This is a genomic window from Amycolatopsis taiwanensis DSM 45107 (assembly GCF_000519205.1).
Classification (GTDB): Bacteria; Actinomycetota; Actinomycetes; order Mycobacteriales; family Pseudonocardiaceae; genus Amycolatopsis_E; species Amycolatopsis_E taiwanensis.
The window spans coordinates 89,875-112,941 of record NZ_JAFB01000014.1 but is presented as its reverse complement, the minus strand read 5'-3'; the positions used below and the strand labels follow the sequence as shown (position 1 = coordinate 112,941).

Genomic DNA, 23,067 nt, shown 5'->3' with positions numbered 1-23,067 from the left:
TCTCGCCCAAAGGCCCGGACTACGCTGCCGGGAGTGAGTCCCACCTTCGTTTTCGTGCACGGCTCGTACAGCAACTCGTTCAGCTGGGCCCCGCTACAGCGCGAACTGGCCCTGCGGGGGCACCGGTCGCTCGCGGTCGACCTGCCCGGACACGGCTTCGCCGCGGCCTTCCCCGCTGCCTACCAGGCGCCGCAGGACCTCGGCAGGCTCGCCACCGAACCGTCCACTGTGGCCGGTCTCGCGGACACGGACGCGGTCGCGCACGTGATCTCCACGGTCCGGCGGGCCGCCGAGCACGGCCCGGTGATCCTCGCCGGGCACAGCCGGGGCGGGCTCACCATCACCGGAACCGGCAACGCGATCCCCGAACTGATCCACCGGATCGTCTATATCTCGGCGTGGTGCTGCGTGGACCGGAGCCCGGCCGAGTACACGCGACTTCCCGAGTACTCGGCCGAAATCGCCGCCGGGACGCTCGGCGCACCGGTTGCAGACCCGGCCGAACTCGGCGCCGTGCGGCTGAACTGGCGCACCGCGGACCCCGAACGGCTCCGCACGCTCAAGACCATGCTGCTGGCCGACGGCACCGACAACGAGTTCCTCGCCTTCCTCAACACGCTCGAACCCGACGAGCTCGCAAGCGCCGCCGACGATCGGATCCAGGCCACGACCTTGGGTCGCATTCCACACACCTACGTCAGGCTGACCCAGGACCGGTCCATCCCACTCGCCCTGCAGGACCTGTTCATCCGACAGGCCGACGCGCTCACCCCGGACAACCCGTTCGACGTGCGCACGCTGGAATCCAGCCACGCCGGCTTCCTCGTCCGCCCCGAGAAAGCCGCCGCACTCCTGGCCGACCTCGCTTAGCGTGGCTTGAACAGCGGAACTCACCTCGGCGATCCGATGCCGATCACTCGTGAACGCTTCCCGGCGGATAGGTCAGGTCGATCGAGTGCCCGGGCACGCCCAGGGTCTGTTGCAGGATCCCGCGCATGATCGGCTCCGGCGCGAGGCAGTCCTCACACGCCTCGGGATCGGCCACCGAGATCCGTACCGACACCCGGCCGCCCGCTTCGCTCACGTCCAGCGCGTACCCGTCGGCGGCCAGCGTCGTACGGATCGCCGCCAAACCTTCCTCGTCTATCACGCCGACCTCCAAACCGAAATCTCTGACCACAGCTCGAATACCCGCACCAACCCGAAGATCCCGACATTCCGGGTGCCGGCCATGATCACCCGGCACGTGCCTCGGCGACGGCACGACCGTCGCATTAGGACGGAACCCGGGCCCGGAAGATCGCGTCAGACATGGATGATCACACCCCGGATGTTCTTTCCCGCCAACATGTCCCGGTATCCGTCGTTGACCTCGTCGAGCCGGTACCGGTGCGTGATCAGCTCGTCGAGCTTGAGCTGCCCCGCCCGGTAAAGGTCGAGCAGGCGTGGGATGTCGTAAAGCGGGTTCGCACCGCCGAACAACGCGCCGCGGAACCGCTTCTGCCACAACGTCATCATGCTGCCGGGGATGCCCAGCTCGTACTTGCCGACCCCGGTGATGGTGACCTTGCCGTCCTTGCCGACCAGTTCCGCGGCCTGCAGTACCACCGGCGTGGTCATGAACCCGACGGTGAGGATCGCGTGGTCGGCGAGCTGGCCCCGGGTGGCGTCGATGAGGAACTCCTTCGCCGAGGCCGGGTCCTCAAAGGTATGCGTGGCGCCGAGCTTCCTGGCCATTTCCAGCTTGAACGCCACCGGGTCGATCGCGACCACGTTCTGCGCCCCGGCGTAGCGGGCGCCCTGGACCGCATTGATGCCGACCCCGCCGATCCCGAAGATCACCACGGTTTGCCCGGCCCGCACTTCCGCCGCGTACACCGCCGACCCCCAGCCTGTGGTGACCCCGCAGCCCACGAGCGCGGCGACCTCCGGCGCGATGTCCGGCTCGTAACGCACGCACGAAGTCTCGTGAAGCACCGCACGCTCGGAGAACGTGCCCAGGACGCACATGCCGCCCAGGTCGTCGTCGGCGGAGTGGAACCGGAAGGTGCCGTCCGGCATCAGGCCGCTTCCGGCGTTCTTGCCCGCGTCGCACAGGTTCTGCCGCCCGGTCGAGCAGTACCGGCACTTGCCGCAGACCGGGATGAACGAGCAGACGATGTGGTCGCCCTCGGCGACCCGCGTGACGCCGGGACCGACGCGCTCGACGACGCCGGCGCCCTCGTGCCCGCCCACCAGCGGCAGCCGCACGGGAGAGTCCCCGGCGCGCACATGGTCATCGGAATGGCACAGCCCGGCCGCCTCGAAGCGGACCAGCACCTCGCCGGTCCCGGGCTCGTCGAGCTCGATCTCCTCGATCCCCCACCACTTGTCGGGGCCGGCTTCGCGGAGAACGGCGGCCTTCGTCTTCAGCATCGCGCACACCTCGCTGTCGGCACTATCTCCTCGATCGTCACGTTGATCGTCGGCCACCCGTCGCCGCTCCTCAAAGAGGACTTCCGCCTGACGGCAGGTGATCGGCGTCCAGGCCGCCCGGCAGCGAACCCGGCGCGAAGATGTCAAGCTTGAAGCCATGGCGAACGATCGCAACGTGCTCGGCGGGGACTTGGAGCCGTGTGGCACCGATCCGGTGACCGGTTTCTACCGGGACGGGTGTTGCAACTCCGGCCCCGACGATCTCGGTAACCACACCGTCTGCGCCGTCGTCTCAAGGGAGTTCCTGGAACACCAGGTCGAGGCCGGCAACGACCTGGTCACGCCGCGGCCGGAATACGGCTTCCCCGGGTTGGAACCCGGGGATCGCTGGTGCGTATGCGCCGCGCGCTGGCAGGAAGCCTTCGAGGCCGGCGTGGCACCGCCGGTGGTGCTGGCCGCCACGCACGCCCGCGCGCTGGAGATCATCGAACTCGACGATCTTCGCAGGCATGCGGTCGACGTGCCGGCCGACCCTAGCTCGCTCGCGTAGCGCCCCGTTTCCGGGTGAACCACACCGTCGCCACGGCCAGGCCGGTCGCGGCGAGGGGTGTGAGCGCGTCGCCGACGACGTTGTGGCGGATCGCGAAGTCCGGTTGCAGCACTCCGCCGGGGTCGGTGAGCACCTCCACCCGCGCGCCGGTCTCCTGCCGGTCTGTGGAGTCGGTGCGGATCGCGAGCCGGCCGGCCCGGGGGCAGTCGAGCGTGTGCACGAACCCGATGTGCTTGTAGCGTGCCTCGGTATCGACCTGCTGGCGCTGCACCACCTCGCACAACTCGGATTCGCCGAGCACGCGCAGGAGGAGGCCGCGCCCGGCCACGATCAACGCGACGAACAGAAACAGCCCGCTCACGGCCGCGCTGATCAACGCCCACCACGGCCCGCCCGCGTATCGCACCATGCCCAGCCCGAACGTGGCCACCCCGCCGATGCCGAGCGCGATCGCCTCGACCGCGTTGTGCGGCGGGAAGAGGAACAGCGCGGCGCCGGCGAAGACGGCGATCAGACCGGCCGGCGCGACGAACCGGCCGGTCCGGATACCCAGTCGCTGGGCCAAAGTCTCCGCCGGAGAACCTGCCACGGCGTAACTGTAACGGCGCGACGGCTCCGGTGCCGCCGGATCAGTGTTGTCCAGAACGTGTGCGGGTAGCCAGACCGTGACCTCCATTGTCGGCTGCCGGTCGATCACGACGGCGGCCTGCCTCCCCGCCCACGTGCACCCTCGTTGTCTGTCACCATGGATGCCGATCTTGCGTTCTGCATAGCGTTCCGGTTCGCAGGGGGGCGCGGCGAGTGCCACGGTATGGTGACCGAATGCTCGGTGCTCGCTATTACGAGTTGCTCGGAGTGGGCAAGGACGCGTCAACCGCGGAGATCAAATCGGCGTACCGGTCCCGGGCACGCGCCCTGCATCCGGACTTCGGTGGTTCCCCCGATGCCTTCCACGAACTGCGCCTGGCCTACGAGACGCTGAGCGACCCGCTCCGGCGCGCGATTTACGACCGGCGTCTCCAGCCGGTTCTTCCCGCCCGCGGCCGGCGCCGGGCACAGCCGCGCGAATTCGGCGAGGATCCGGACTTCACCGCCGAGATCCCGCGATTGGACCCGGAAACCCTGGCATGGTGGGAAGCTGCCGCCAAGAGGCAGGTTCACCCGGCCACCCCGGCCGCGCCCGGGCATGCCCCGATCGCGATCCTGGTCGCCTGGCTGCTGCTCGTGGTGCTGCCGTTCCTGGCCTCCGCCCTGCTGCTGACCGTCTGGTTGCTGCTCGCCACCGGCGTGGCGATCTGGCTGGTACGCCGCCATCTCGCGCTCTCGCGCGCCCGGCAGGCCTTGGCCGCGGAGTTCGGAACGGAGGCGGTATACGGCCACCCCGGCACCGAACCCGACCAGTGGGCCGAGCGGCTCACCGCGGACCTACTGGAGCGGTACCTGACCCGGCTGCCGAACGCACGGATCTTCCACGGCCTGGCCTGGCCGGGCTCCGTGTTCGCCGATATCGACCACGCGGTGCTGGCCGGCCGCCGGCTCGTGCTGATCGAGTCGAAAACCTGGCTGCCCGGGCACTACGCCACCGACGAGACCGGCGTGTTGTGGCGCAACGACCGGCTGTTCCGCGGCGGTGCGACCCAGTTGCCCGAAGCGATCGACGCGTATCGCGACCTGCTGCCCGGTGTGGAGATCCGCGGCGCGCTGATCGTCTATCCGAGCCGGGCCGGCCTGATCACCACCGACCCGGTGGACGGCGATCCGGCGCCGCAGCCGATGACGCCGGAGCAGTTCGTCCAGGAGATCGGCGACTGGCTCGCCGCGGAATCTTCCACTGTGGACGTTGACGTGCTCCGCACCGTCCGCGCCCAGGTAGTCTGAAGGGCCTGTTCGAACCGCCAGCTCCCTGGTCGAGGTGAATCCTCGAACCCGCCGTCCGAAGGTAGTCGATCTCGGGAACAGGGCTCCGACCAAGAAAAACGCGAGCAACGCATTCCGGAGAGCCCTGTCGGCAAGATCGGGTGGGCGGGTCCTCAACCAAGCTCTGAGCGCCGCGGGTTCGGCGCTGCCCACAGGCAGATCGGCGGCTGCTCGTCTCGTTTGACCACGTATGTCCCCTTGGACCGGATGGTCACGACCAGTCCGCGCTCGCGCAGCAGCCTGGTCGCGTGCCGAGCCGTGCCGAGCGAGACGCCGTATCTGCGGGCGAGATCCACTTCGGCGGGCAGTGGGGCATGGGCCGGCAGCTCGCCGGACCGGATGCGGCGGGTGAGGTCACTGGCCACGGCTTGGTAGAGGTAGCCGGGCGGTTCGAAGTCGGTGAGTTCGGAGATCATGCGACCAAAAATATCATAGAAACGACAAATTGTCCGTCGAACATGGCGGTTGGTAGGGTGTCCCCCTGATGACGGAGCATGACGAGCAGGGGCTCGACGAGCGGCTGCGCGCCCTCGCCACGCGCGTCCGCAGGGCGCGCCGCGAGCGCGACCTCAGCCAGGAGGACCTGGCCGACCGGGCCGGCGTGTCCCGGTCCGTCGTCGCCGAACTCGAGCGTTCCCGCCTGAACCAGCCCAAGAGCCGCGAGGACCCGCGCAAACGCCCGCCGCGCAACATCACGCTCGACTCGCTCTTCCGCATGGCCGACGCGCTGGAGATCCACCCCGCAGACCTTCTCGACGACCGCCAACGCTCCTAGATCGCGTGTCATAAGCGGCGCACTGGCAATGAGGCCGCCGACCCGGGGCACTCGCCCCGCGAACACACACCGCGACTGTCGCCATAACAAGTCGGACATGATCGGCAAGTACGCGATGTTGGGCGCAGGCCTGATCGTCGGCGCGCTCGCGGTGGCTGGATGCACTTCCGGAGCCGGCGCCACCGACGGGATCGCGTTCGACGACACGCGCAAGGCAGCCGCCGGCGCCGGGCCCTCGCCCGCCACTTGCCCGATTCCCTTCGATGTTCCCGCTGCGCTATCCGGCTCTCAGGCAGTGCAGCCGGGCAAGGTCGAGGTGTGCACCTCGAAGACCACCTCGCCGGCCCCCGATCCCCTGGTGGCACAGCGTGATCAGGGGATGTCCGCGCTGGATGCGGCAGCCGGGGTGTCGATCGACTGCAAGTACGAAGTCGACGGCAAAACTATCGACGTCTGGCTCGTCGCCACCCCCGGTGGCGGGTTGATCACGCAACTTCTGACCACCGGCGTCAGAAACCGCGAACGCGGGTGACCTCGACCCGGACCGCCACCGGGTAGTCCGCGCTGAACTTCTCGCGGCTCCCCCCGATCCGGATCATGGCGTCGCCGTACTTCTCCACGTACGCCGGCAGTTCGTGCGGTAACGGTTGATCCTCGAGCCGCACCGCGCGGCCGGTGAACACCACGATGTCGTTGCCCTGGCCGTCGCTGTCGAAGTTCAGCGAAACCTGGGGCCGGTGCACGATGTGGGCGAGACGGTGGGCATCGGCCCGGTTGTAGATCAGGAACCCGTTTTCCTGCCACAGAAACCAGACCGGGTTGGGCTGCGGCGTCCCGTCGGCGCCCACGGTGCTGAACCAGATGACGTCCTCGGACCGCAGGCGTTCGCGCACACGCTGACCAAACTCGCTGTTCGGTATAACGGACATGTCGACAAGCATAGACAAGCGGCCGGCCAAGGAGAATTGTCACCGTCACCCCACACGAGTGAAGACACCGGTGACGAATACCATTCCGGCATTACAAATCCGCCGTCGGCGCCTACGCGGATCTTGCGCGCATTTCCCCCGATTCATCCGCCACTGTGGACGAGGCGGACATCACCCACCTGGGGCATGGTGGCCGACGCGCCGCCACCACAGCTGCCGTGTGGACGGAGGAAGAAACGCGGTCGGTGCGTCATTACAGCACAGAACGAGCATCACGAGATATGGTCGCGGCAGTCGTGAACGTCTCCCGGGAACGGAAGCGAGAGGGGAAACCGTGAGAAGCGTTCGTTGTTCGAGCCGAAGATTACGGCGGCGACCATGACCTCACCGTCCGAAGATCACACGAAGGCGCCCACGCCGGTCGACAGCCGGCCGCCGCTGCCCCGGCGGCGGCGCCAGGCCAACCTCGCGCCGCAGCTCGCGGCCGAGGCCGGCTCGCCGATCGAGGAGCCGCCGGTCCGCTCAGCCGAACTGGCCAGGGAAACGATGACCGCGTTCCAGCGAGGAACTCGCCGAGCGCGCGAAGCGCGACCGAACAGTCAGGAGTGAGCCGGAGACGTCATGGCCGATTCCATTACTACCAGCGAGCTCGACCGGCTCCTCGACGATCTGGTCAATCGGGTGGCCGGGGCGCAGCGCGCGGTGGTGCTCTCCGCCGACGGCCTGCCGGTCGGCTGGTCCCAGGACCTGCCCGTGGGCGAAGCGGAGCATTTGTCCGCGGTCGTCTCGGGCTTCCAGAGCCTCGCGCGCGGCACCGCCAGACATCTCGGCGGCGGGAACGTCCGCCAGACGGTCGTCGAGATGGACAACGCCTTCCTGGTGTTCACCGCGGCCGGGCAGGGCAGGTGCCTGGCGCTGATCACCGCCTCGAACGCGGACATCGGCACGGCTGCCTACGAAATGAACCTGCTCGTCCAGAAGATGGCGAGTTAGGACGCCGGCGGCGAGTCCATAGTGGACCGTGTTCGGGTACGGAAAGTGCCCGCATGGTCACGGATTTCGCTGCGCCGTATGGGGCGCGTTCGGTCACAGCTCGAGAAGCCGGACTTGCGCTTTCCGCTCGATCTTTCAAGATCGAGGCATGGCTGCTTGGGTCGAACCCATCGGGCAGGGCTGGGTCGTCGACAGCCGGGTACCCGGCCCGGACGTCGACGAATTCGCCGACGCGAGCGAGGTGATCGCCGCGCTGACCGGCTCCGCGGGCGACAGCCTGCTCGCGGTGCAGCACCCTCATCGCACGCCGCGCGCACGAGCCCGAGGGCTGTCGCTGGCGGATGCGCTCCCGTCGGCCCGCCAGGAGCTGGACCGGCTGCTGGCCGGCTGGTACCGGCCGGTCGCCGACGTGGTGGCGCCGTATCGGGTGGATGGCCCGGACGGCACGGCGGTCGGCGTGCTGTGCCTGGTCGACCCGAACGAGGTGTCGCGGGTCCGGCACAGCGAGGAGGTCTACCCCCGGGTGGTGGCCGAGCGGGCCGCGATGCTGACCGGGCTCGGCCGTGCCACCAGCGCGGCCATGCTGGTCCCGGTGGCCGGCGGAGCGTGGCTGACCGAGACCGTCCTGCGCACGACGACGGCACCGCCCGCCGTGCACACCGTCGATCCCGCCGGGCGGACGCACCGGATGTGGCTCGTCGGCCCGGGGCCGGACCAGGACCTTCTGCTCGCCTCGGTGCGCAGCCGGCCGCTCCTGGTCGCCGACGGCAACCATCGCCTGGCCGCCGCGGCGCGGGCGCGGGTACGCCTGCTCGCACTGGTCACCGGTGGACCGGACCTGCGCATCGGCGCGTTTCACCGGGAACTCGTCGGCACCGGGCTGACCGCCGCCGATCTCGCCCGGTCCTGGCGTGGCCTGGGTTTGCGCGTGTGGGAGGGGGTCTGGGGCCTAGATCCTGGGGTCGCGCCCCCAGAAGACACCGGGGTTCGGGGGCTTGCCCCCAGGCGGGGTCCGGGGAGTGCGCCCCCAGAAGGCGCGGCCGGTGACCGGCCAGTGCCGGGCGTGGTGGCCGTGCGGGCGGCCGGGGGCGGGCTGATGGTCGAACTCCCCGTGCCGGAACCCGGCCAGCCGCTTCCCCGGATCGACCACACCGTGGTGGAAGAGGTGCTCATCGCCGGTGCCCTCGGCGTCGACCCGGAGGGTCCGCACGTCCGCCCGGTCGCGGCCGGTCACCCGCCAGGCCCGGACGTCGACGCGGTGTTCGAACTCGCCCCGGTGCCGTTCGACGATGTTCTCGCCGTGCACGCGCAGCACCGCCTGATGCCGCGCAAGAGCACCTACTTCACCCCGAAGCCCCGCTCCGGCCTGCTCCTCGCCGGCCTGCCCGGCGCGCCGACGGAGAAAACCACGTGATCGCCGGCGACACGGCTGCCACGATGTTCCCATGCTCCTCGATCGGTTTCCGCTCGCCGGGCTCCGGCTGACCACCCCTCGCCTGGAACTGCGCCTGCCCTCGAACGAGGAACTCGCCGAACTCGGTGAACTGGCCGCGGCCGGGGTGCACGACCCGGACGTGATGCCCTTCCTCGTCCCATGGACCGATGCCCCGCCGGCCGAGGTCGCCCGCTCGGTCATCCAGTACCTCTGGTCCGGCCTTGGCGAGTGGTCGCCGCAGGACTGGAGGCTGAACCTCACCGTGTTCCACGAGGGCACGGTGGTCGGCACGCAGGGCATCGAGGCCCGCGACCTGGCGATCACCCGCGAGGTGAGCACCGGCTCCTGGCTCGGGCTGGAGTATCACGGCCAGGGCATCGGCACCGAGATGCGGGCCGCCGTGCTGCACCTGGCCTTCGCCGGACTGGGCGCGGAGGAAGCGGTCTCCGGCGCGTTCGAGCACAACGCCGCTTCCCTGGCGGTTTCCCGCAAGCTCGGCTACCAGCCCGACGGCGTCAACCGCCGCGTCGTCCGCGACCGCCTGGTCATCGAGCAACGACAGCGCCTGACCCGCGCCGGGTGGGAGCGCCATCGCCGCGTGCCGGTCACGATCGACGGCCTCGAACCCTGCCTGCCGATGTTCGGCCTGCCCGCGCAATGACGCACTAACCGATGCCGAATGGGGTTCCGGAATTGTCAGTGCGGGTCATTAACCTCGCGGTGTTCGTCTTGGTACGCCGGACATGGTGACTACCACGTCGACAGGACCCGGGAGGCCGAGGGCGGTGAGAACGCGCTGGTGATCCAGCCGGGCGGCCGCATACCCGGCTTCGTGGCCGTCCGGGCACAGGCCGAGGGGCCCACGGCAGGCACGCCACCATCTGCCCCGCGCGGGCAAGCGAGGGCTTGGAGGACCATGCGGTCGAGGTCATGGTGACAGTCGGCGGAAAAGGACACGGTCGTTACAGGAGCGGAGAAAACCGGTGGTGAGAGAAGGCACTGGGCCGGGAGACTCCGTCACGTGTTCCTGACGATCTCCACGAGCGGCGACGCAGCCCACCCGGCCACCGACCTCGGCTACCTGCTGCACAAGCATCCCGACAAGGCACAGCGGTTCTCCACGTCCTACGGCACCGCGCACGTCTTCTACCCCGAGGCCGACGAGCAGCGGTGCACGGCCGCGCTGCTGCTGGACATCGATCCCGTGGCGCTCGTGCGGCGGGGCAAGGGCAAGGGTCGCGGCGGCGCACCCGACACGGCGCTCGCGCAATACGTCAACGATCGCCCCTACGCGGCTTCCTCCCTGCTCGCGGTCGCGCTGAGCAGCGTGTTCTCCAGCGCGATGCGCGGCGTGTGCAACGCGCGCCCGGACCTTCCCGAGCGCCCGCGGCCGTTGCGCGTCGAGGTGCCGGCCCTGCCCGCCCGCGGCGGCCCCGACCTCGTAGGACGGCTCTTCGCGCCGCTCGGCTGGGCCGTGACCGCCGAACCGGTCGCGCTGGACACCGCGTTCCCGGAGTGGGGCGACTCGCGGTACGTCCGCCTCATCCTGGAGTCGGACGCGCTGACCCTCGCCGCAGCGCTGCGCCACCTGTACGTCCTGCTGCCGGTGCTCGACGACGCCAAGCACTACTGGGTCTCCCCCGACGAGGTCGACAAGCTGTTGCGGGCCGGTGAAGGCTGGCTGGCCGGCCACCCGGAGCAGCAGCTGATCACCACGCGCTATCTGTCCCGGCGCTGGTCGTTGACCCGGCAGGCGACCGAACAGCTGGAGCTGTTGCGGCTGGCGGAGGCGGACGACAGCGAGGTCGAGGAGATCGACAACGCGGTCGAGGAAGACACCGAGACCGAGAGCAAACCGACGCCGCTCTCCGTGCAGCGCCGGGAGGCGATCCTCGCGGCGCTGCGGGACTCCGGTGCCGCCCGCGTCCTCGACCTCGGCTGCGGGCAGGGCCAGTTGGTGCAGGCGCTGCTCAAGGACGCCCGGTTCACCGAGATCGTCGGCCTCGACGTGTCGACGCGGGCGCTCACCATCGCGGGCCGGCGGCTGAAGCTGGACCGCATCGGGGAGCGGCAGGCGTCCCGGGTGAAGCTCGTGCAGGGCTCGCTCGCCTACACCGACAACCGGCTCAAGGGCTACGACGCGGCCGTGCTCAGCGAGGTGATCGAGCACCTCGACCTGCCCCGGCTGCCCGCCCTGGAGTACGCCGTGTTCGGGCACGCCCGTCCCCGCACGGTCGTCGTGACCACGCCCAACGTCGAGTACAACGTCCGCTGGGAGACCCTCCCGGCCGGGCAGGTCCGGCACGGCGACCACCGCTTCGAGTGGACCCGCGAGGAGTTCCGCGCCTGGGCGACGGCCGTGGCCGAACGGCACGGCTACGAGGTCGGGTTCAGTCCGGTCGGCCCCGAGGACCCCGAGGTGGGCCCACCCACCCAGCTGGCACAGTTCGTAATCAAGCGGAAGGAGGCAACGGCAGCATGACACTCCTTGTGCCGACTCGCGGCAATCACGGTGACCACCGAGCGCGCGCTTCTGTCCTGTGTCTTGTGGGGGCTCTGCCCCCACACCCCCGACTGGGGGCAAGCCCCCAGACCCCCTTATCGGGGCGGCGGGGCGCCCTCACCGCCGACGTTACTCGATCCTCTAAGCAGCGCCCCGTCGACACGATCGCGGTCGCGCGCAAACTCGCGGAGGGGCCAGCATGACTAAGCGGATCCTCCCGGTCACCGACCTCTCCCTGGTCGTCCTCGTCGGCGCCTCCGGCTCCGGCAAGTCGACCTTCGCCCGCAGGCACTTCAAGCCCACCGAGGTCATCTCCTCGGACTTCTGTCGCGGGATCGTCTCCGACGACGAGAACGACCAGAGCGCAACCCAAGACGCGTTCGACGTACTTCACTACATCGCGGGCAAGCGGCTGGCCGCCGGCCGTCGCACCGTCGTGGACGCCACCAACGTGCAGCAGGACAGCCGGCGGCAACTGATCGAGCTGGCACGGAAGTACGACGTGCTGCCCATCGCCATCGTGCTGGACACGCCGGAGGACGTGTGCGCCGAACGCAATGCCGCCCGCGCCGACCGCGCCGACCTGCCCCGCCGGGTGATTCAGCGGCACATCCGCGAACTGCGCCGATCGCTCAGGCATTTGGAGCGCGAGGGCTTCCGCAAGGTCCATGTGCTGCGCGGCGTCGAGGAGGCCAACAACGCCAGCGTCATCACCGAAAAGCGGTTCAACGACCTGACCCACCTCACCGGCCCCTTCGACATCATCGGCGACGTCCACGGCTGTTCCGCCGAACTGGAGGCGCTGCTGGCCAAGCTGGGCTACGCCGACGGGGTCCACCCGCAGGGCCGTACCGCCGTCTTCGTCGGCGATCTGGTCGACCGCGGCCCGGACACCCCGGGCGTGCTGCGCCGCGTGATGGCGATGGTCAAGTCCGGCAACGCGTTGTGCGTGCCCGGCAACCACGAGAACAAGTACGGCCGCTACCTCAACGGCCGCAAGGTCCAGCCCACCCATGGGCTCGCCGAGACCATCGCCCAGATGGAGGGCGAGAGCGAGGAATTCCGGGCCGAGGTCCGCGAGTTCGTTCACGGGCTGGTCAGCCACTACGTCCTCGACGGCGGCAAGCTGGTCGTCTGCCACGCCGGGCTGCCCGAGAAGTACCACGGCCGCACCTCCGGCCGGGTCCGTTCGCACGCCCTGTACGGCGAAACCACGGGCGAGACGGACGAGTTCGGGCTGCCGGTGCGCTATCCGTGGGCCGAGGACTACCGGGGCCGGGCGGCGGTCGTCTACGGTCACACGCCCGTCCCGCAGGCCAGTTGGCTGAACAACACCATCTGCCTCGACACCGGTGCCGTCTTCGGCGGCAAGCTGACCGCGCTGCGCTGGCCGGAACGCGAACTGGTGGACGTACCGGCCGAACGAGTCTGGTACGAACCGACGAAGCCGCTGCGCTCCGAGGCGCCCGGCGGGCAGGACGGCCGGCCGCTGGACCTGGCGGACGTGCACGGCCGCCGCTCCGTGGAGACCCGGCACGCGGGCAGGGTGGCGATCCGCGAGCAGAACGCGGCCGCGGCACTGGAGGTCATGAGCCGCTTCGCGATCGACCCGCGCCTGCTGCCGTACCTGCCGCCGACCATGGCACCCACGGCCACCTCGCAGGTGGAGGGCTTCTTGGAGCACCCGGTCGAGGCGTTCGCCCAGTACGCGCGGGACGGGGTCGCGCGAGTCGTGTGCGAGGAGAAGCACATGGGTTCGCGGGCCGTGGCCCTGGTGTGCCGGGACGCGGCGGCGGCGAGCAAGGCCTTCGGGGTGGACGGCCCCACCGGCTCGCTGTACACCCGTACCGGGCGGCCGTTCTTCGACGACGAGAAGGTGACCGAGGAGATCCTCGGCCGGCTCCGCTCGGGGATCGAGGACACGGGCCTGTGGCAGGAACTCGACACCGACTGGCTACTGCTGGACGCCGAGCTGATGCCATGGTCGCTGAAGGCCGCGGGGCTGCTGCGCAGCCAGTACGCGGCCGTGGGCGCCGCCTCCGGTGCCGTCTTCCCCGATGCGCTGGCCGCGCTGGAGCGGGCGGCGGCGCGGGGCGTTGCCGTCACCGATCTGCTCACCTACCAGCGCGAACGGGCCTCGGACGCCGCGGCGTTCACCGCCGCCTACCGCCGCTACTGCTGGACCACCGAGGGTCTGGACGGCGTTCGCCTGGCCCCCTTCCAGCTGCTGGCCGCCCAGGGCCGCAGCCTCGCCGCGCTGCCGCACGACGAGCAACTCGCCCTGATCGACCGCCTGGTGGAGCGTGACAGCACCGGGCTGCTCCAGGGCACCCGGCGGCTGTACGTCGACACGGGCGAGCCGGAGTCCGTCCAGGCCGGTGTCGACTGGTGGCTGGAGATGACCGGCCGGGGCGGCGAGGGCATGGTCGTCAAGCCGGTCGGCGCGCTGGTCCGGAACCAGGACGGGCGGCTCGTGCAGCCCGGCATCAAATGCCGGGGCCGGGAGTATCTGCGGATCATCTACGGCCCCGAATACACCCGTGAAGACAACCTCGCCCGGCTGCGCGAACGGTTCCTGAACCACAAGCGGTCCCTCGCCCTGCGCGAGTACGCCCTCGGCCTGGAGTCGCTCGACCGGCTCGCGGAGGGTGAGCCGCTGTGGCGGGTGCACGAAGCGGTGTTCGGCGTGCTGGCGCTGGAGTCGGAGCCGGTCGACCCGCGTCTGTGAGCTTGTCTTCCGTTGGACCCCTTGCGTCGTGCGGCTGTCAATCTGGCGGACAGCCGTGCGGCACAAGGGGGAAGTCGCTCACCGCTTGGTGAGCCGGCCGATGAAGATTCCGAGCAACAGTCCGAGAATGAAGCCGATCGCGATGAAGAAGATGATCGTGCCCGCCGCGATCTTGCCGACCGTACCCAGGAACCCGGCCTGAAACTCCTCGGCAACGACGAAGGCATGCTCGAACATCTGATACGTGATCATGGTGAGCGAGGATGGCACACGCCTAGGGAGCCTTGGAGTCGCCCCCAGCCGGCGGTGTGGAGGCGGAGCCCTCGCCAGGCAGGGGGCTCTGGGGGTTGCCCCCAGTCGGCGGTGCGGGAGCGGAGCCCTCGCCAGGCAGGGCACCGGGAAGGAACCGGTGCAGCGCGGGCCATCCGGTGTCGCGTTTCCGCTCGGCCCGCTCGGCCCGTCCACCACCGCGCAGGCCGAACAGCCGCTTCGCGAACAGCAGGTAGGCGACCACCGCCAGGTTGATCGCCAGAGCCACGACCTTCAACGCGCTGACCGTGCGCGTCAGCTCGTACACCTCCGGGATCAGCAGGATCGTGGTCGCCACGAAGGTCAGGTACTCCGCCCACCGCTTGGCCAGCCACAACCCGACCGCCTCGATCCCCTCCAGCAGGGCGTAAGCGGCCACCACCAGGCCGACCAGGTACAGCGTGGACGCCCGCGCCTCGAACGCCTTCTCCAGCTCGGCGAGCATGCCCTGGCCGGTGGCGCCGGTCCGGCCGCCGACGACGCCCTGCACCGCGTCCAGGATCCGGAAGAACCGGTCGCCGAGCGTCACCCGTTCACGCGCGAACAGGAAGATCCCCACCGCGAGCGTGCCGAGCACGAGGAAGTGGATCAGCCGGTCGAGTGCGATCAGCCGGAGCACGTAGCGGTCACGCAACGGCCTCCCCCGCAGCGGCACCTCGATCTCGTCCCGTGCGGGCAGGAACTCCCGGGCCGGGTGCTCGGGTGGCGGCACCGGCAGCCATGCGTCGCAGCGCAGGCAGCGGTGCCAGCGGAGGCCATCGCGCTCACGCACGACCAGCGCGTCGGTGGGGCGGATCGTGGCGGCGTCCAAGCCGGCGAGCACGTGACCGCGCCACGCACAGTCGATCAACTCGTAGGAGAGCCGGCGTGATCCGGAGCCCGGTGGCGCTTGCAGTTCGCTCACCAAGCAAAGGCTAACCTCCCGAGAGCGATCACGAGAAGCGCTCGATCCCGTCCGTGTGTAGAGACAATGACGAGAGCGGTTCCGTCGGGAAGGAGGCGGCGATGGGGGACGCGACAGCGCGCCCGACGCTGAGCAGGCGGCGCGAGGTGAGCCACACCAGTGCCCGGTCGTTGCTGATGACCCTGCTCGGGGAGTTCGTGCTACCCCGCGACCGGCCGGTCTGGACCGCGACGCTCGTCGACGTGCTCGGCACCTTCGGCATCGAGGAGAAGTCCGCGCGCCAGGCCCTCGCGCGCACCGCCGGCGAGGGCTGGCTGGTGTCGGAACGGATCGGCCGCCGCGTGCGCTGGTCTCTCACGCCGCCCGGCCGCCGCCTGCTCACCGAGGGCGCCGAGCGGATCTACGGTTTCGGGCGGGCCGGTGGCGACTGGGACGGGCGGTGGCTGATGCTGCTGGTCTCGGTCCCGGAAGCCAAGCGCGATCTCCGGCACAGCCTGCGCACCCGGCTGACCTGGGCCGGTTTCGGCTCGCCGACACCGGGAGTGTGGATCAGCCCCGGCACCCACCGGCAGGCCGAGGCGGCCACCATCCTGGCCGAGCTCGGCCTGGACGCCGAGGCGATGTCGTTCATCGCCGGCTACGGCGAGATCGGCGACGAGGACGCCATGGTCGCCCGGGCCTGGGACCTCAGCGCGTTGAAGGAACGCTACGAGGGGTTCATCGACCAGTTCGCCGGGGTCGACCCGGACACCGGTCAAGCCGTGCTGCACGCGCAGACCCGGTTGGTGCACGAATGGCGCCGGTTCCCGTTCCTCGACCCGCAACTGCCGGGCCGGCTGCTGCCGCCGGCCTGGAGCGGCACGCAGGCCGCGGAGCTGTTCCACCGCAAGCACGTCGAGTGGCGCCCCGCGGCGCAGCGCCACTGGGAATGCCTCGTCGACGACCACGAAGCCGCCTGACCGCGCTCCCGCGAGTCCCCCACTCCCGACACGCGAGTCCCACCTTCCCGACCTGCGAGTCCCCCATTCCCGTCGCGCGAGTCCCCCATTCCCGTCGCGCGAGTCCCCCATTCCCGTCGCGCGAGTCCAACCTTCCCGACCTGCGAGTCCCCCATTCCCGTCGCGCGAGTCCCACCTTCTCGACCTGTGAGTGCCACCTTCCCGTCTACCGAAGCGCGGGACTCATGCGACACGAGCGTGGAACTCGCGCTACCGAAGCGTGGGACTCGCGGAACGGCAGCGTGGGACTCGCGCTACCGAAGCGTGGGACTCGCGCCGGTTAGCTGGTGCGAACGGCGACCACGCCGGACATCGTGCCGACGTATGCGTGGTTACCCGCGAGCGTCGGCGACGCGAAATGCGGCACCCGCCCCAGCGACAGCTGCGACCGCACCGCGCCGGTGCCCTGGTCGAGCGCGTAAAGCACGCCGCTTCCGATGCCGATCGCCCAGACCGCGCCGCCGCCCACGACCGGTGGGCCGTCCGTGGGCACCGGCGCCTTCCACCGCACCGTCAACTGCCCGGAGTCGCTGACGTCGACCGCGCGCGTGCCGTCCTTGCAGGGCAGGTACACCGTCGAGCCGACCACGGCGCTGCCGCCGTAGGCCGCGCAGATTTCCTGTTGGGAGATCTCGCCGCCGATCCCGCCGAGATGCTGGGCGTCAAGCACGTAGGCCACGCCCCGCTTGCCGTCGGCGACCACGTGCGTCCCGACGATCGCCGGGCTCATCGAGCCGAGGTCGAGGTCGTTGTCGTTGTCTTCGGCCCACGTCGTCGGGCTGAACGAGTCCGCCAGCGTCAGCTCCGGGGTCAGCGCGAGCACCGAGTCGCTGTGGTCGTAGTCCGAAGTGGACTCTCCATTTCCGACCGGGTAGTACAGCTTTCCGCCGCCGACCGCCGCGCCGCCCGGCGACCAGATGGCGCCTTCCCGTGGCGTGGGAACGGAATACGTGCGCAGCGGGCCGAGGCCGGTGGTCGGCGCCGCGACGACCGAACCGACGTAGTTGGCGCAGTCCCCGGCGAGTCCGCCGTACGCGACGTAGACCCACCCGTCGAGCACGGTCAGCGCGGCCCGCTGCTGGTGCGCGATGCGGTCTCCCAGCGGCGGCTCCAGCGGCCTGCTCAACGCGACGAGCCCGGTGTCGAGATCCAGCCCCGCCAGCACGTGTGCGCCCCCGTCGAGTTCGGCGAGCACGAACACCAGGCCGGTGGCCGGGTCATAGGCCGCCGTACCGGTGATCCCGAGCGGATCGATGTTGCCGCACGGCAGGCCGGAGCGGGGTTGCGGGCTGCCGAGGTGCTGGGACCAGAGCACGTGCCCGTCCGTGGCGGCCAGGGCGTACACGGTGTCGTTCTCCGTCGCCGCGATGACGTGGTCGCCGATGACGAGCGGCTGCCCGTAGACCGCGCCGTCGAGGTTCGCCGTCCACGCCTGGGAAAGCTCGCCCGGTGGCGGCACCTCGGCGACGCCGGTGCGCGCGTTGTCATGGTGATAGGTCGGCCAGTCCGTCGCCTGGAGTGCGGTGGGCACGTGCGAAGGCCGATCCTGGATGGTCGCGGGAGGTTCCGCGCCCCCCTGGTCGCCGGCCGGATGGCAGGCGGCCACCACGATCAAGGCCGCGACCAAAAGGGAAATACGCCTCATGGCGGCCCGGTGTGCCACAAATCGCGCGCGCAAAGTCACACTCCGTGTGTCGCGAACATTTCCTGGAGAGTTACCGGATTCAGCTGGCGCTGCCGGATCAGGTCCACGATCTGGTCGAAAAGACCGAGCACGGTCGGATGGTTGGCGTGGCCGAGCATGATCACACCGGGCTGGAAGTACCTGCTCGCCTGGCTCATCAGGTATTCGGGCGTGAGCACCTTCGAGTCGCCGTAGGAACCGCTCCACATCACCGTGTTCCGATAACCGAGATCCGCCGCGACCCCGTCTATGTGGGCGTTGTGGAAGCCGTACGGCGGGCGGTAGTACGGCCGGGTGCTGGTGCCGAACATCCGGTTCACCCATTCCTCGTTGCGCTCGAGTTCGACACGGATGTCCGTATCACTCATCTTGCGTAGATCGGGGTGGTTGAAGGTGTGGTTGATGATCTGGATCTGGCCGCGTTCCACGAGCGGCTTCAGCGCGTCCGCATGCGGCTCCCAGGCGTGGGCATAGCGCCCGTTGGGGCTGAAGGTGAGATGAATACCGGTCCGGACGGCGAAACTTACATATCCGGCCACGACCTCGTCGTTGTATCCGTCGTCGACGGTGAGTGCGATGCGGTTGCCGTCGGTCGGGCCCTGGGTGAGCACCCGGGCCGGACCGGAAGACGCCTCGGCCGGCTTGGGCACGTCCCGGCTCGGCGCCGGCTCGGGCGGGAGCGGCTCCGGCGCCGACGTCGGAGGGACTTCGGCATTGCCGGCGGGAGCGCAACCGGCGATCACGCTCGCCAAGCCGACCGCGAGCATGCCGAAGAACACCCGTCTGTCAGGTTCGTTCACGCCGTCACGGTACCCACCGAGGCCGTGAACCTGGCGTGTCCCCGCCCCAGGCACGCGAATTCCGGCCTCAGACACGCGAGTCCCCGCCTCAGACACGCGAGTTCCCGCCTCAGACACGCGAGTTCCCACCCCAGGCATCCGAGTTCCCGCCTCAGACACGCGAGTTCCCCCTCAAGCACGCGAGTCCCGGCTTCAGACACGTGTGTCCCCGCCTCAGGCATCCGAGTTCCGGCTTGAGGAGACCGGATACGGTTCGCCGAGCCGAAAGGCCGATTACCCGTCAACGGCGCCAGACGCGCTCCGCCTTGCGGGGCTCCCCCACGTCCCAGCTGGGGGCAAGCCCCCAGACCCCTTAGAGTTATCGGGCGTGACCGAACACCTCTCGATTCCCACCGCGGCCGGCACCTTCGACGCGATCGCCGCCGGCCCCGCCGACGGCCGGCCGGTGCTGCTTCTGCACGGCTTCCCGGAGGCGGCGATCTGCTGGGAATACCAGGTCGCGGCGCTGGGCAAGCGCGGTTTCCGCGCGGTCGCGCCCGACCAGCGGGGTTATTCGCCCGGGGTGCGCCCGCCGGCCCCGGCCGAATACGGCATGGGCGAGCTGGTCGGGGACGTGCTGGCCATCGCCGACGAACTCGGCTGGCACCGGTTCGACCTCGTCGGCCACGACTGGGGCGCCGCGGTCGGGTGGTGGACGGCCGCCGAGCACCCGGCGCGGCTGCGCACGCTGACCGCCGTGTCGACCCCGCATCCCAAGGCGCTCGCGGCGGCCCTGCGCACCGATGAGGACCAGCAACTGCGCTCGGCGTACATGACGGAATTCCGGCAGACCAGCGCCGAACGCCGGATGCTCGCCAACAACGCCGAGGCGCTGCGAAGGATTTTCGAGTGGCGCGTGCCGCCGAGCCATGTCGACGAGTACGTGCGGCGCCTGTCCGAGCCCGGCGCGCTGACCGCCGCGTTGAACTGGTACCGCGCCGGCCGCCCAAGCGGGGAGGTCGGCAAGGTAGAGGTGCCCACGCTGTACGTGTGGAGCACGGAAGACGTCGCCCTGGGCTCCACCGCGGCCCTCGACACGGAGAACTGGGTGACCGGGGCCTATTCGTTCCAGATGCTGGAGGACGTGACGCACTGGATTCCCGAGGAGGTTCCCGAGGTACTCACCGCCCTACTCGTCGAACACCTGTCGTAGGCCCCGTTTGCCACCGGTGGCCGAAGGGAATGCCGGAAGGCATGCGGGCGACGATTCTGAACTGCACGCTCAAGAAGTCCCCCGAACCCTCCAACACCCAGGAACTGGCCGACGCGGTGGCCGCGGGACTGCGGGACCTGGGCGCCGCGGTACGCACCATCCGGCTGGCCGACCACGCGATCCCGCCCGGGGTGGTCAGCGACCTCGGCGACGGCGACGAATGGCCGTGGATCCGCCGCGAAGTGCTGCGTTCCCAGATCCTCATCTTCGCGTCGCCGACGTGGCTCGGCCGCCCGTCATCGCTGGCCCAGCGGGCGCTGGAACGGATGCACGCGATGCTGATCGAAACCCGCGAAGACGGTAAACCGGTCGCCTACGACCGGGTCGCCGGCGTGGTGGCCACCGGCAACGAGGACGGCGCGCACCACGTGGTCAGCGAGATCAGCGGGGCGCTGGTGGACCTCGGGTACACCATCCCGGGCCAGTCCTGGGCCTGCTGGAACCCGGGCTCGGAGCCAGGACCGTTCTACCGCGACACGGAGCAGGGGCACCGGTACGCCTACCGCGTCGCGGGCAAAATGGCGGGCAACCTCTATGCCGTGGCCTGCGCGCTGTGGGACCGGCCGTTCCCGCTCGAGTTCTCTCGCGATGCGGGGTGAAACCGCTGGTCAGGGCGGTCGACCAAAAAATGTCGGTGGGTCGCGTTAGCGTGCGCCCATGGCATTCGACTTCCAGGTGACCGTCGACTCGGCGGAACCGCACAAGCTCGCCGACTGGTGGGCGGAGGCACTCGGCTGGCACGTGGAGCCGAGCGACGAGGCGTTCATCCGGCGGATGGTCGCCGAAGGCCAAGCCCGCGAAGAAGACACCACGACGTACCACGGCGTACTGGTCTGGCGGACGGGCGCGGCGATACGCCATCCGGACGGCGGCGGGTCTTCGCCACCGAGGCGGATCCTGTTCCAGGGCGTGCCGGAGGCCAAGACGGTCAAGAACCGGGTGCACCTGGATGTGTTCGTGGGCAAGGAAAACCTGGAGAAGGAGCTGGACCGGCTGCTGGCCAACGGCGCGACGCTGAAGTATCGGGGACAGCAAGGGCCTTACACCTGGGCCACCGTCACGGACCCGGAAGGAAACGAGTTCTGCCTGCAATGAGCTAAAGGGTCCCAGGCCAGTTCGGCCGCGACGAGCAACCTGCGCGCGGGAAGCGTGGCCGTTACCGGGTGGCGCGATACCAACGTGGCGAAGTATTGACGGGTGGCTTCAAACTCGCACGTACGACCAGCATGTTCGGTTCGTCGGCGCGGACGAACTCGGTGAGCAGGCGGCGAAACGCCCGGCCGAACCCGTCCACGCGGTCAGCGTACACGCCGAAAGACCTTGCTAAGCCTACGAAATCCGGCGTGTGCAGATTGACGCCGCGTTCCGGCAGGCCGCGGCTGTCCTGGTCGAAGCGAAGCATGCCGTAGCCGCCGTCGTCGACGACGATCACCGTCACCGGCAGGGATTCCTGCGCGAGAGTCGCCAGATCGCCGCATCCGTAAAGGAAACCGCCGTCGCCGCTGACACAGACCACGCGACCGGCCGCACCGCCCGCGGTCCGGTTGGGCAGTGCCGTGGCGGCGCCCAGCGAAGCCGGGAAGCCGAACCCGAGCGTGCCCCAGCCCATCGGATAGGCAAAACGGCGCGGCGCGGTCACCCGGTGGAAGCCGCCGGCCCAGTAGCCGGCAACGCACATATCGGCGACGAGCACGGCGCTCTCGGGCAGCGTTTCCGCCAGCGTGCCAAGGAAATCCGCTGCCTGCGGGTCCTCGGCGCGAATTCGGCGCCGCACGCGCTGGTCGATCTGCCGCAGGCGTTCGGTGAGCTCGGCGAGTCCCGGCCGGGGCACGAGCCCGGCGAGCAACTGGCCGACCACGTCCCCCGCGTCGCCGACGAGGGTCACCTCCGGCGGGTAGTTCTTCGCGGCGTCTTTGGCGTCCACGTTGACCGCGATGAGCGTGGGCGGCTTGGGCATGAGCCAGTTCTGGGTCATCAGGCCGTCGAAGTCGGTCCCTATGCCCAGCACCACGTCGGCCTCGTCCCACAGGGCGCCGACTTCCGGCGTGTGCACTGGATTCGGCGCCGCACATGGATGCGCCGGGGAGAGCAGGCCTCGCCCGGCGAAGGTCGTGATCACGGGCGCGGCGAGCTTCTCCGCGAGCTCGGCGACCAGCGGCCCGGCGCCGGCCCGGACCGCGCCGCCGCCGGCCCAGATCAGCGGGCGGGCCGCGGACGAGAGCAGGCGTTGCGCGTGGTCGATCTCGTCGACGTTCACCGCGGGAAACCGCTCGGTGAGTTCGGGATCGGGCAGCCTCGAGGTTTCCTCGCGCAGGAAATCCGTTGGTATCCCGACGTAAACGGGCCCACTCTGCGGTTGTCTTGCCAGCCGGGCGGCGCGCAGCAGTTCGGGTGCGATCTCCTCCGGCGCGTCGATCGTGCGCGCCGCCTTGGTCACCGGGGCGAACATCGCCGCCTGGTCGCTGGTCTCGTGCAGCGCCCCGCGCACCATGCCGGGGCGGCGCAGCTTCGCTGGGATGTCGGTGGCCAGCACCAGTACCGGGGATGCCGACGCCATGGCTTCGCCCACTGCCGCCAGGGTGTTCGCGGCGCCCGGGCCGGTGGTGACGATCGCGACCCCGAGCTTTCCGGTGGCCCGCGCGTACCCGTCGGCCGCGTACCCGGCGGTCTGCTCCTGCCGCACGCCCACCACACGGATCCCACTTCCAGCAAGCGCTTCCCAGATGGCCAGGTTGTGCACCCCGGGAAGGCCGAACACAACCTCGACGCCGAGCTCGGTCAACACGTCCACCAGATGCTGCGCGCCGGTTTTCCTCACCAGGTCAGGTTAAAGCCCTCGCCACCGGGCCGGGAGATCCCCGGCCCGGACAGCGGG

General features: G+C 69.9%; 25 protein-coding genes. 15 read left to right on the top strand and 10 right to left on the bottom strand.

The genetic code is table 11. The annotated features are described in order from the left end of the window. Positions 1-33: 33 nt before the first annotated feature. Positions 34-870, top strand: coding sequence for an alpha/beta fold hydrolase (locus A3CU_RS0112705; RefSeq protein ID WP_027942611.1), 837 nt, complete (start codon positions 34-36; stop codon positions 868-870). Positions 871-913: 43 nt separating this feature from the next. Here the strand turns inward: A3CU_RS0112705 and A3CU_RS0112700 are convergent, their stop codons facing one another. After that, positions 914-1,150, bottom strand: coding sequence for a hypothetical protein (locus A3CU_RS0112700; RefSeq protein ID WP_027942610.1), 237 nt, complete (start codon positions 1,148-1,150; stop codon positions 914-916). A 155-nt stretch (positions 1,151-1,305) separates the two neighbouring features. After that, a complete protein-coding gene (locus A3CU_RS0112695; RefSeq protein WP_043841018.1) occupies positions 1,306-2,415 on the bottom strand; it encodes an NDMA-dependent alcohol dehydrogenase in 1,110 nt (369 codons plus the stop codon). Between the two features lie 157 nt (positions 2,416-2,572). On the opposite strand from A3CU_RS0112695, the gene A3CU_RS0112690 reads away from it, so the two are divergent. Further along, positions 2,573-2,965 carry a DUF2237 family protein gene (locus A3CU_RS0112690; protein ID WP_027942608.1) on the top strand — a complete coding sequence of 131 codons (393 nt, stop codon included), beginning with the start codon at positions 2,573-2,575 and terminating at the stop codon, positions 2,963-2,965. Here the strand turns inward: A3CU_RS0112690 and A3CU_RS44560 are convergent. Continuing rightward, positions 2,949-3,554, bottom strand: coding sequence for a hypothetical protein (locus A3CU_RS44560; protein WP_156960343.1), 606 nt, complete (start codon positions 3,552-3,554; stop codon positions 2,949-2,951). The genes A3CU_RS0112690 and A3CU_RS44560 overlap by 17 nt on opposite strands. Positions 3,555-3,787: 233 nt before the next feature. On the opposite strand from A3CU_RS44560, the gene A3CU_RS0112680 reads away from it, so the two are divergent. After that, on the top strand, positions 3,788-4,843 hold the full coding sequence (locus A3CU_RS0112680) for a J domain-containing protein (RefSeq protein ID WP_027942607.1): 1,056 nt from the start codon (positions 3,788-3,790) through the stop codon (positions 4,841-4,843). Between the two features lie 152 nt (positions 4,844-4,995). Here A3CU_RS0112680 and A3CU_RS44555 read toward each other — a convergent pair whose 3' ends face one another. Continuing rightward, entirely contained in the window at positions 4,996-5,298 is a 303-nt protein-coding gene (locus A3CU_RS44555) for a GntR family transcriptional regulator (RefSeq protein ID WP_052371674.1), read from the bottom strand. 68 nt (positions 5,299-5,366) lie between these two features. On the opposite strand from A3CU_RS44555, the gene A3CU_RS0112670 reads away from it, so the two are divergent. Together A3CU_RS0112670 and A3CU_RS0112665 are read left to right on the top strand one after the other, a co-directional pair. Then, positions 5,367-5,657: a helix-turn-helix domain-containing protein gene (locus A3CU_RS0112670; protein ID WP_052371673.1), complete on the top strand. Its 291-nt coding sequence runs from the start codon at positions 5,367-5,369 to the stop codon at positions 5,655-5,657. 97 nt (positions 5,658-5,754) lie between these two features. Continuing rightward, on the top strand, positions 5,755-6,189 hold the full coding sequence (locus A3CU_RS0112665; protein WP_027942605.1) for a hypothetical protein: 435 nt from the start codon (positions 5,755-5,757) through the stop codon (positions 6,187-6,189). Here A3CU_RS0112665 and A3CU_RS0112660 read toward each other — a convergent pair. Continuing rightward, positions 6,167-6,586, bottom strand: a complete 420-nt coding sequence (locus tag A3CU_RS0112660; protein ID WP_027942604.1) for a TIGR03667 family PPOX class F420-dependent oxidoreductase — start codon at positions 6,584-6,586, stop codon at positions 6,167-6,169. The genes A3CU_RS0112665 and A3CU_RS0112660 overlap by 23 nt on opposite strands. A gap of 348 nt (positions 6,587-6,934) precedes the next feature. On the opposite strand from A3CU_RS0112660, the gene A3CU_RS0112655 reads away from it, so the two are divergent. From A3CU_RS0112655 to A3CU_RS0112630, 6 genes are all read left to right on the top strand, one after another. Continuing rightward, positions 6,935-7,195 carry a hypothetical protein gene (locus A3CU_RS0112655; RefSeq protein ID WP_027942603.1) on the top strand — a complete coding sequence of 87 codons (261 nt, stop codon included), beginning with the start codon at positions 6,935-6,937 and terminating at the stop codon, positions 7,193-7,195. 12 nt (positions 7,196-7,207) lie between these two features. Then, positions 7,208-7,579, top strand: a complete 372-nt coding sequence (locus A3CU_RS44550; protein ID WP_043841015.1) for a roadblock/LC7 domain-containing protein — start codon at positions 7,208-7,210, stop codon at positions 7,577-7,579. A 148-nt stretch (positions 7,580-7,727) separates the two neighbouring features. Next, positions 7,728-8,993, top strand: coding sequence for a DUF1015 family protein (locus tag A3CU_RS0112645; protein ID WP_027942602.1), 1,266 nt, complete (start codon positions 7,728-7,730; stop codon positions 8,991-8,993). Positions 8,994-9,024: 31 nt separating this feature from the next. Further along, positions 9,025-9,675 carry a GNAT family N-acetyltransferase gene (locus tag A3CU_RS0112640; protein ID WP_027942601.1) on the top strand — a complete coding sequence of 217 codons (651 nt, stop codon included), beginning with the start codon at positions 9,025-9,027 and terminating at the stop codon, positions 9,673-9,675. Positions 9,676-10,035: 360 nt separating this feature from the next. Further along, positions 10,036-11,496 (top strand): 3' terminal RNA ribose 2'-O-methyltransferase Hen1, encoded by a 1,461-nt coding sequence (locus A3CU_RS0112635; protein WP_027942600.1) that lies wholly within the window; start codon positions 10,036-10,038, stop codon positions 11,494-11,496. A gap of 220 nt (positions 11,497-11,716) precedes the next feature. Continuing rightward, positions 11,717-14,245: a polynucleotide kinase-phosphatase gene (locus A3CU_RS0112630; protein WP_027942599.1), complete on the top strand. Its 2,529-nt coding sequence runs from the start codon at positions 11,717-11,719 to the stop codon at positions 14,243-14,245. A 78-nt stretch (positions 14,246-14,323) separates the two neighbouring features. Here the strand turns inward: A3CU_RS0112630 and A3CU_RS52355 are convergent, their stop codons facing one another. Beyond that, complete coding sequence (locus A3CU_RS52355; protein WP_156960341.1) at positions 14,324-14,497, bottom strand: hypothetical protein; 174 nt, start codon at positions 14,495-14,497, stop codon at positions 14,324-14,326. A 22-nt stretch (positions 14,498-14,519) separates the two neighbouring features. Next, entirely contained in the window at positions 14,520-15,458 is a 939-nt protein-coding gene (locus tag A3CU_RS49750) for a DUF2127 domain-containing protein (RefSeq protein WP_063628820.1), read from the bottom strand. Between the two features lie 101 nt (positions 15,459-15,559). Between A3CU_RS49750 and A3CU_RS0112615 the strand changes: the two genes are divergently transcribed. Next, entirely contained in the window at positions 15,560-16,417 is an 858-nt protein-coding gene (locus A3CU_RS0112615) for a PaaX family transcriptional regulator (RefSeq protein WP_084143230.1), read from the top strand. Positions 16,418-16,736: 319 nt separating this feature from the next. Here the strand turns inward: A3CU_RS0112615 and A3CU_RS44540 are convergent, their stop codons facing one another. Continuing rightward, positions 16,737-18,101 carry an outer membrane protein assembly factor BamB family protein gene (locus A3CU_RS44540; protein WP_084143248.1) on the bottom strand — a complete coding sequence of 455 codons (1,365 nt, stop codon included), beginning with the start codon at positions 18,099-18,101 and terminating at the stop codon, positions 16,737-16,739. A 35-nt stretch (positions 18,102-18,136) separates the two neighbouring features. Beyond that, positions 18,137-18,940 carry a polysaccharide deacetylase family protein gene (locus A3CU_RS0112605; protein ID WP_245617031.1) on the bottom strand — a complete coding sequence of 268 codons (804 nt, stop codon included), beginning with the start codon at positions 18,938-18,940 and terminating at the stop codon, positions 18,137-18,139. A 367-nt stretch (positions 18,941-19,307) separates the two neighbouring features. On the opposite strand from A3CU_RS0112605, the gene A3CU_RS0112600 reads away from it, so the two are divergent. From A3CU_RS0112600 to A3CU_RS0112590, 3 genes are read left to right on the top strand one after another with little or no spacing between them, the layout of a single operon-like run. Next, the gene (locus tag A3CU_RS0112600) at positions 19,308-20,132 is read left to right on the top strand and encodes an alpha/beta fold hydrolase (RefSeq protein WP_027942596.1); all 825 of its coding nucleotides are present in this window, start codon (positions 19,308-19,310) and stop codon (positions 20,130-20,132) included. Positions 20,133-20,173: 41 nt separating this feature from the next. Further along, positions 20,174-20,791 carry a flavodoxin family protein gene (locus A3CU_RS0112595; RefSeq protein ID WP_027942595.1) on the top strand — a complete coding sequence of 206 codons (618 nt, stop codon included), beginning with the start codon at positions 20,174-20,176 and terminating at the stop codon, positions 20,789-20,791. Positions 20,792-20,849: 58 nt separating this feature from the next. Next, positions 20,850-21,287 (top strand): VOC family protein, encoded by a 438-nt coding sequence (locus A3CU_RS0112590; protein WP_027942594.1) that lies wholly within the window; start codon positions 20,850-20,852, stop codon positions 21,285-21,287. A gap of 61 nt (positions 21,288-21,348) precedes the next feature. Here A3CU_RS0112590 and A3CU_RS0112585 read toward each other — a convergent pair whose 3' ends face one another. After that, positions 21,349-23,010 (bottom strand): thiamine pyrophosphate-binding protein, encoded by a 1,662-nt coding sequence (locus A3CU_RS0112585; RefSeq protein WP_084143229.1) that lies wholly within the window; start codon positions 23,008-23,010, stop codon positions 21,349-21,351. Positions 23,011-23,067 lie beyond the last annotated feature (57 nt).